7 protein-coding genes and 1 pseudogene are annotated in these 7,712 nt (G+C 70.5%); 5 read left to right on the top strand and 3 right to left on the bottom strand.

Annotation, left to right across the window (positions count from 1 at the left end; genetic code table 11):
• A pseudogene (locus AB0F62_RS31155) lies at nt 1-87 on the bottom strand (acyltransferase); the annotation flags it as partial.
• A 267-nt stretch (nt 88-354) separates the two neighbouring features.
• Here AB0F62_RS31155 and AB0F62_RS31150 point away from each other — a divergent pair.
• Nucleotides 355-828, top strand: a complete 474-nt coding sequence (locus AB0F62_RS31150) for a carboxymuconolactone decarboxylase family protein (protein WP_361806738.1) — start codon at nt 355-357, stop codon at nt 826-828.
• 423 nt (nt 829-1,251) lie between these two features.
• Here the strand turns inward: AB0F62_RS31150 and AB0F62_RS31145 are convergent, their stop codons facing one another.
• A complete protein-coding gene (locus tag AB0F62_RS31145; RefSeq protein ID WP_361806735.1) occupies nt 1,252-1,830 on the bottom strand; it encodes a YceI family protein in 579 nt (192 codons plus the stop codon).
• Nucleotides 1,831-2,238: 408 nt separating this feature from the next.
• Here AB0F62_RS31145 and AB0F62_RS31140 point away from each other — a divergent pair, with 408 nt between their 5' ends.
• The 4 genes from AB0F62_RS31140 (at nt 2,239) to AB0F62_RS31125 (ending at nt 4,963) form a co-directional block, all read left to right on the top strand.
• On the top strand, nt 2,239-2,862 hold the full coding sequence (locus AB0F62_RS31140; RefSeq protein WP_361806732.1) for a sigma-70 family RNA polymerase sigma factor: 624 nt from the start codon (nt 2,239-2,241) through the stop codon (nt 2,860-2,862).
• A 191-nt stretch (nt 2,863-3,053) separates the two neighbouring features.
• Nucleotides 3,054-3,953, top strand: coding sequence for an RNA polymerase subunit sigma (locus tag AB0F62_RS31135; protein ID WP_361806729.1), 900 nt, complete (start codon nt 3,054-3,056; stop codon nt 3,951-3,953).
• 152 nt (nt 3,954-4,105) lie between these two features.
• A complete protein-coding gene (locus tag AB0F62_RS31130) occupies nt 4,106-4,372 on the top strand; it encodes a WhiB family transcriptional regulator (RefSeq protein ID WP_361806726.1) in 267 nt (88 codons plus the stop codon).
• 171 nt (nt 4,373-4,543) lie between these two features.
• Nucleotides 4,544-4,963 (top strand): universal stress protein, encoded by a 420-nt coding sequence (locus AB0F62_RS31125; RefSeq protein ID WP_361806723.1) that lies wholly within the window; start codon nt 4,544-4,546, stop codon nt 4,961-4,963.
• 142 nt (nt 4,964-5,105) lie between these two features.
• On the opposite strand, the gene AB0F62_RS31120 is transcribed toward AB0F62_RS31125, so the two are convergent.
• Entirely contained in the window at nt 5,106-7,349 is a 2,244-nt protein-coding gene (locus AB0F62_RS31120; RefSeq protein ID WP_361806747.1) for a M4 family metallopeptidase, read from the bottom strand.
• Between the last annotated feature and the right edge of the window lie 363 nt (nt 7,350-7,712).

The raw sequence follows: 7,712 nt of genomic DNA, 5'->3' as shown, positions 1-7,712 counted from the left end.
GCGCTCACCCTCGGCCTTGAGCCAGCGGGTGACGGTGCCCTCGGACACGCTCTCGCCGAGCGCCGGCAGGGTTACGGAAACCGCCATGGTTTCGGATGCTCCTAACTGTCCCGGGGCTTCTCGGCACGACGCGCACCTGGGCGTCCTGCTGCCCGTGGCCGGGTGACACCCCTAGGACCGGACCGTGTCCGGATATGTGACACCGCTCCGCACGCGCCGAGCGGGGTGGCACACCGAGGTCGCCCCGCGGGGCGAGTGACGCAGGTCTCAGCCGCACCTCTGTCACATCTCGCGCGGCTGTCCGGTCTGCCAGGTGGAATCACCAGCAGGCCAGAACCGTATGAGGAGATCACGATGGAACCCCGCCTCGACTACTTCAGCCACCCCCTCGCCGGGAAGATCCTCAAGCACATCAACTCGGCCACCAAGGTGGCGTCCGACGCGGCGGTGCCGGTCCTGACGCAGGAGCTGGTGAAGATCCGCGTCAGCCAGATCAACGGCTGCGGCTTCTGCACCGACATGCACACCAAGGACGCCGCCGCCGCCGGCGAGACCTCCCTCCGCCTCAACCTGGTCGCGGCCTGGCGCGAGGCCACGGTGTTCACCGACGCCGAGCGCGCCGCCATCGAGCTCGCGGAGCAGGCCACCCGCATCGCCGACGCGGCGGGCGGTGTCCCCGACGAGGTGTGGGCGAACGCCACCAAGTACTACGACGAGGACCAGCTCGTCGCGCTGGTCTCGCTCATCGCCATCATGAACACCTACAACCGGATCAACATCGCCATCCAGCAGCCCGCGGGCGGCTACCAGCCCGGCATGTTCGGCTGACCGAGGACTCCCGTCCCCCGGGACGGAGTCCGTCTCCGCGCCGTTCCCGGCGGCGCGGAGACGTCCGGCCTCGCCCTGTTCCCGTCGTCCCGCAGTGGACGACGGGAACAGGGCGAAGTCGTCGAGGGGTTCACGCAGGCGGCTGTCGCGCCGGCGGAGACGGGGAGGTCCCGGGACGGAGCAGCCCGGCCATCACTCCGCGACGGCCGGGCGAGTGCCACCCGGAAGCGGCGCGTGGGAAGGGTCGGCGGCAGTCGCCCGCTCGCTCGGGCCTCGGTTCCCCGGCGCGCACAAAGAGAAGTCGCAGTCGTGGGTCAGGCCGGCAGCAGGGGGGATGTCGGCGTGACCCACGGCTGCGACACCGTGTGACCCTAACACAGTGTTCCACTGTCCCTGTGGCGATGGCTCCGCGGTGCGGCAGCGTCAGATGGTCACCGGGGTCTCCTGCACGGCGCAGATGTCGAAATCGATCCTCACCCTGTCGCCGATCAGGACGTCACCGGACGTCCAGGTGAGCCCCCAGTCGGACCGGCACAGGGTGGCGCTCCCCTCGAAGCAAACGCGGGTCCTGCCGTCGGCGTCACGGGTGGCCCCGCTGAACTCGAGGTCCGTGACGATGGGCAGTGCCACGTTCCTGATCCTCAGGTCTCCCGACACGCGGAACCTGTCGCCTCCGGACGGCGTGATCCCGGTGGACTGGAAGACGATGAACGGGAAGGCGTCGGAGTCGAAGAAGTCCGGGCCGGTGACGAGGGCGTCCCGCTCGACGGCACCCGTGTCCAGGCTGCCCGTCCGGACGCGAACCGAGGCCCTGGATCGTGTGGGCCGCGCCCCGTCGAGTTCGAGCACTCCCTCGAAACGCCTGAACCCCCCTCGTACGGTCGTGACCATCGCACGCCGGACGGCGAAGCCGATCGCGCTGCACACGGGGTCGACGGTGTAGACCCCGGTCAGGGTGCTGCGCAGGTCGGCGCCGAGGAGGGGCGTCTTCTTGGGGTCCATGGCGGCTTTCCTGGTTGAGTGACGGCCGGCGCGGCGGATCCGGTGCACGAGTGTGCGTGCCCAAGCCGCGCCCGGGAGGGCGGCAGCAGCGATTTCGCCCACCTCATGGCAAGACCGGATAACCACTCCATATGTGACGAGCCGATGCGCCGGGCAGCCGGGGCACGGGCCTTTGTCACAGAAACGCGGCGGCTCCGGTCTCTCATGCTGATGACACAGGACCGAATCAACGTTCGGCGAACGCCGCACATGTGGCAGCCGGGACCGGGACGACACCCATAACGCACGGACTCCCCGATGCACTCCAGGTGTGCGTGCGGACAGCGGCAGCCACGGTGGCGGACCTCCACGCGACGGTCACACGACCGCGCCGCACGACCGCACAGACCTAGGAACGGAGAACGCACCGTGGGTCCCGACCCGTCCCCGCCGGCACACTCCTGCGACGACGCCCATGCGATCTTCACGCAACTCCGGCCGCGGCTCTTCGGCATCGCCTACCGAGTCCTGGGCAGTGCGGCGGACGCGGAGGACGTGGTGCGGGAGGTGTGGCTGCGCTGGCAGCGCACCGACCGGTCCGCGGTGCTGAACCCGTCGGCCCACCTGGCGAGCACGGCCACCCGGTTGGCCATCGATACCGCCCGGTCCGCACACGCGAACCGCCGGTCCTACATCGGCCCGTGGCTGCCCGAACCCATCGACACCGGCACGGATGCGGAGGCGGGGTCCCGGGAAGCGGAGACGGAGAGTCTGGAGTTGGCCCTGCTCCTTGCGCTGGAGAGGCTGACTCCCACCGAACGGGCGGCCTATGTGCTGCGTGAGGCGTTCGGCTATCCGTACCCCCAGATCGCCGAGATCCTGCAGCTCGGCCTCGGCGACGCGCACCAGATCGTACGCCGGGCCCGCGAGTACCTGCTGCTCGAGACGCGGGGAACGCCGGACCCGGCGGAACTGCGGCACCTGGTCGAATCACTTCACGGCAGCCGGCCCGAAGGGCTGCACCGCTACCTGGGAGGCCCCCCTCACCCTTGACGCCCTCGGCTTGACAGCCGGTCCGGGTACGCGTGGTCGGACGCGCGTACCCGGACCGCTCCCGATGAATCGGTGACGCGTCGATGCGCACCGCGACGGGCGACGCCCTCCCGTGGACGGCGAGCCGCCCGTCCGGCTCCGCGTCGACCGATATGAAGAACACGACGCTGCCGCACCCGAGGAGTCAACCGATGGATCACGCCTTCGCCGCCGAGCCGATCACCGAACTGGTCGACGAGCGCCGGCACCTGCTCGACGTCGCCCGCTGGCTTCTGGGCGACGGCAGCGAGGCAGAGCAGATCGTGGACGACACCTACGCCCGCTGGTACGAGCTCTCGGAGGCCGAACGCGCGGACATCCCGGAGCCCCTCCCCTGGCTGGTGAAAGTCCTGGGCGGCATGAGCGTGTCCCGTCTCATCCTGCTGGACCGTGAGATCAGGGCGGCCGCGTCGGGGCAGCCGGACGGCATGCCGCCGATCGTGTGGCCCGTTCACGACGACGCACCGGGGCGGCACAGCGGTCAGGTCCTGCTCTCCGCGCTGGACTCCCTCCCTCCGACCGCGCGTGCGGCGTTCGTGCTCAATGACGTCTTCGGCATGGCGCCCGGTACGGTCGCCGGCATCGTGGGCAGGTCGGAACTCGAGTGCGACCATCTCGCCGACAGCGCCCGGCGGTTCCTGCGCCGGAAGCGTTCGTACCCGACGAGCGCCGAGCAGCACGACGCCATGACACGTACGGTCCTGAAGGCGTGTCTCACGGAGGACGCCGCGCTCCTGGCCTCCCTGCTCTCCCCCGACGCCACCGCCTTCTTCGACGGCGGCGGCAAGATCCGAACGCTGGCGGAACCCGTCCACGGAAGCGGGCCGGTGGCCCACAGGTTGTCCACGCTGCTGGCCCGGCAGCCCGGGACGAAGCTGACGGCCCAGTCCGTCAACGGTCGCTGCGGCCTGGTGGTGCGCTACGGCAACCTGGTCGTCGGGGTCATCTCCTTCGACGTCCACCATGACCGGATCGTCCACGTCTGGGTGGTCCTCAACCCCGACAAGCTGCGCTCCTGGAACCGCACTCCCCATGCCCCCGGCGCTTCCTGATGCCCACGGGGGCCGATATCCGGTATCCGGCGTTCGGGGCGAATTGCGTCACGGATCCGGCGGTCGCGCGGTCTCCTATGCGAGACCTTGGCTCGTGCCGTTCAGCCGCTGCGCAGTGCCGGGGCGCCGGTTTCCCACACGAGGAGGTTTTCATGGATTGGCAGAAGGACGCGGCGTGCCTCGGGGAGGATCCGGAGCTCTTCTTCCCCATCGGCAACAGCGGCCCGGGGCAGCTTCAGGCGGAGGAGGCGAAATCCGTGTGCCGCCGGTGTCCGGTCATGGAGCGGTGTCTGGCATGGGCGGTGACGCTCGGCTCCGTCGAAGGGGTGTGGGGCGGCACGACGGAGGGCGAACGGCTCGCCATGAGACGGCGGGAGTACCGGGAGCGCTTCCAGAACAAGAGGAACGCGCTCATGTGATCCGGCGTGCGGCGCCTCCCGCGTCGCCGTGTTCCCTCACCCGTACCGCTTTCCCCTGAAAGGTTTCTCATGGCAGGCCATGGTTTCCCCGAACCTGTCGGCGACGGCCCTCTCCCGCGCTCGTCCGCCGCCAGGGAGCCGGCCGCCGGACGCGACAGCGATCACCGGACCGTGGACAAGTACGGTGTGCTCGTCGGCTACAGCGGCTCCGCGCCCAGCAGGCGGGCGCTCTCCTATGCGGCCGGGCTGGCGCGGCGGTCGGGCGCCGCGCTCATCATCGTGCACGTCGCCCGGCAGAACCCCGTGGCGTCGTTGCTCGGATACGAACCGCCGGGCATCGCGAAGGGCCCGCACGGCGGCGCTCACACCCTCGTACGTCAACTCGCCTGCGACGAGCATCTGTCGGGGCTGGCCTGGACCCTCGTCCGCCGCAGTGGTGTCATCGCGGAGGAGTTGGAGAAGGTCGGCCGCAGGTACAAGGCGAACGCCATCATCGTGGGCCGCACGCGCGGCACCCGGTCCGGGCTCATCCGGTCGATCTCCGACACCCTGGCCCGCCGCGCCCAGCGTCCGGTCATCGTCGTCCCCTGACCGGCGATCCGGCCGGCGGCCCCGCCACCGCGCCGGAAGGGACATCCCGCTCCGCCGTGGCGCCGCGGCCGCGCCCGGCCCCCGTGCGGCGCCCGAGGGCCGGGCACCGCACAGAGAGCCGTTGAGGGCGCCGGGAACCCGCTCAGAAGCCCAGGCTCCAGGTGTCGAGGTAGCCGGGGAGCACGATGAAGTTGCCGGGGGTGTTGTCCCTGACCCGCAGCTTCCAGGTGCCGTCGGCCGGGATCGCGGAGGCGTCCACGGTGAACGTCTGGTGGAGTTCCGGGATCGCGACGGGGCCCTGCGACCAGCCCTTCACCGGAATCACCCGGCCGTCCTCGCTGACCAGGTCGATCACGTAGAAGCCGACGTGGACGGCGTAGAGGTCGACGGTCACCTTGAGGTCGGCCGGGGCGTTGCCCTTGCGGCCGCTGACGGTGACCGGGCTCTCGATCACGGCCCAGTTGGGGATGTCGTACCGGTTGGGGTTGACGAAGGTGTCGCCGCCGGAGGCGAGGACGGTCCACTGGTAGCGGACCGTGCGGCAATTGCCCGCCGCGTCCCTGACGGTGATGGCGGGCCGGAACTCGCCGCCCTTCACCGGGATGCCGGAGACCAGGCCGGTCTTCGCGTTGATGGACAGACCGCGCGGAAGGCCCTTGGCGGAGTACCTCAGGGCGCCCGGACGGGAGCTCTGCGCCTGGATCTGCCAGGTGACCGACTGGCCGGTCGCCGTCCGCCGCGGGTTGGTGCTGTCGATCGCGAGGTGGCCGATGTAGCGGTATCCGACCTTCACGGCGGCCCAGGCGTTGCCGACCGCCTCGTACTTCTTGCTGCCCATCCCGTAGAGGTCGGCCGCGGCCCGGAGCGTGGCGGTGCGCGCACCGGCGTAGTCCGTCGTGCTGGTCATGTAGACGGTCAGCGCGCGGTACCAGATGTCCGTGGCCGACTCGCGGCCGATGCCGGCGACCTTCTTGCCGTCGAAGGTCGGGCTGTCGTAGCGGACGCCGTTGACCGTCTTCTTGCCGCTGCCCTCCGAGAGCAGGTAGAAGAAGTGGTTCGCCGGTCCCGAGCTCTGGTGCGGGTCGAGGTACTTGGTGTCCTTGGTCCAGTAGTCCTGCGACGCGCCGTAGCCCACGTCGTCCTTGGACGGCTGGTCCATGTAGCGCAGCGGCACGCCGGTGCCGTAGACGTCGACCTTCTCCGCGATCAGGTAGTCCGGCACGTCCTTGGGGCTGTTGGTGAAGAACTCCACCGCGGTGCCCATGATGTCGCTGGTGGCCTCGTTCAGGCCGCCGGACTCTCCGCTGTAGATCAGGTCCGCGGTGGCGGAGGTGATGCCGTGCGTCATCTCGTGGCCGGCGATGTCCAGGGCCGTCAGCGGCCGTGCGTTGCCCTCTCCGTCGCCGTAGTTCATGCAGAAGCAGTCGTCGTCCCAGTACGCGTTGACGTACCCGTCGCCGACGTGGACGTAGGAGCGCGCTCCGACTCCGTCGCCGGCGATGCCGTCGCGGCCGTAGCGGGAGTGGAAGAAGTCCCAGGTCTGCTGGGCGCCGTAGGCCGCGTCGACGGCGGCCGTCTGGCGGTTGGACGGCGTACCGTCGCCCCAGAGGTCGTCGTCGTCCGTCATGACCTGCCCGGTGTCGTGGTCGTACGCCGCGTTGCCGCCGCGCTCGGCGTCCACCAGCTCGAAGACGTCGCCGTCGCGGACCGTGCCGATGCTCACGCTGCCGTTGTGCTGGCCGGTCCCCGTACCGGAGTGGACCTGCTCCACGCTCGCGAGCCGCTTGCCCGTCTTCGCGTCGGTGACCACCTGCAGGCGGCTGGGGGTGCCGTCCTTCCGGACGCCGGTGACGACGGACTCCCAGGCCAGGGTCGGCTCGCCGGTCGCCATCCAGACCACCAGGCGCGGCGCCTTGTCGACCGCGGCCTTGCGGGTCTCCTCCCGGCCGGCGATGTCCAGGGCCGACGTACGCGCCTTCGCCGCCGTGAGGGCGGGCTTGGTCGTCGGCACCGTGAGCCTCGCACCGGACGCCCTGGTGACCGTACGGGTGCCGGTCCGCTCGTGCACCACGAGGTCGCCGCCGAGTACGGGAAGACCGGCGAAGGTGCGCTCGTAGCGCGTGTGGACCGTGCCGTCGGCGTCCTTGACGACGTCCCTCGGTATCAGCCTCTCCTCGTCGCCCAGCTTCAGCGCCCCGGCCGTGCCGGTACTCGCTTCGGCCGCGGCCTCGAGCAGCCGGCCGCGCTGCGCGGAGGAGAGCGCGACCGCCCGGGCACCGGACGCGGGCGACGCCGCGGTCCCCTGCGGCCTCTCCTGGGCGCCCGCGGCGGCGAGGGGCAGTACGGACGCGATGAGCGTGGCCATGGTGACGGTGGCCGTCGCCATGGCGCGTCTGCGCCCGGACGACCGGGATGCGGACGGCATGGATCGGGTGGAGCGGAAAGTGCTCGTCACTCCTGAGACTCCTTATGAGTGGCCGCGATGTGACGACGGTGGGTGCGTTGGCGGCGTCGATGCCGCCTCCTCCCCCGGAGGCGACCCGAACACTGCGCAGATGGTGTCAGCGGCCTTTCCCACTGTCACGAGTCCGGACATCAATGTCCGAAAATCGGTCAACCGTTTGCCACGGTGTTGCAATCCGCAGAGTGTGCGTCCGCCTGCGCCGTGAGGTCGCACGGGCGGTGCGCACGGTCGGTTCCGCGGGCGCGGCCGCCCGGACCGGATGTCCGCCGGGGTGGTGCGGTCGCC

The organism is Streptomyces sp. NPDC026673 (genome assembly GCF_040638135.1).
GTDB lineage: Bacteria > Actinomycetota > Actinomycetes > Streptomycetales > Streptomycetaceae > Actinacidiphila.
This window is presented reverse-complemented; position numbering and strand designations above follow the sequence as displayed.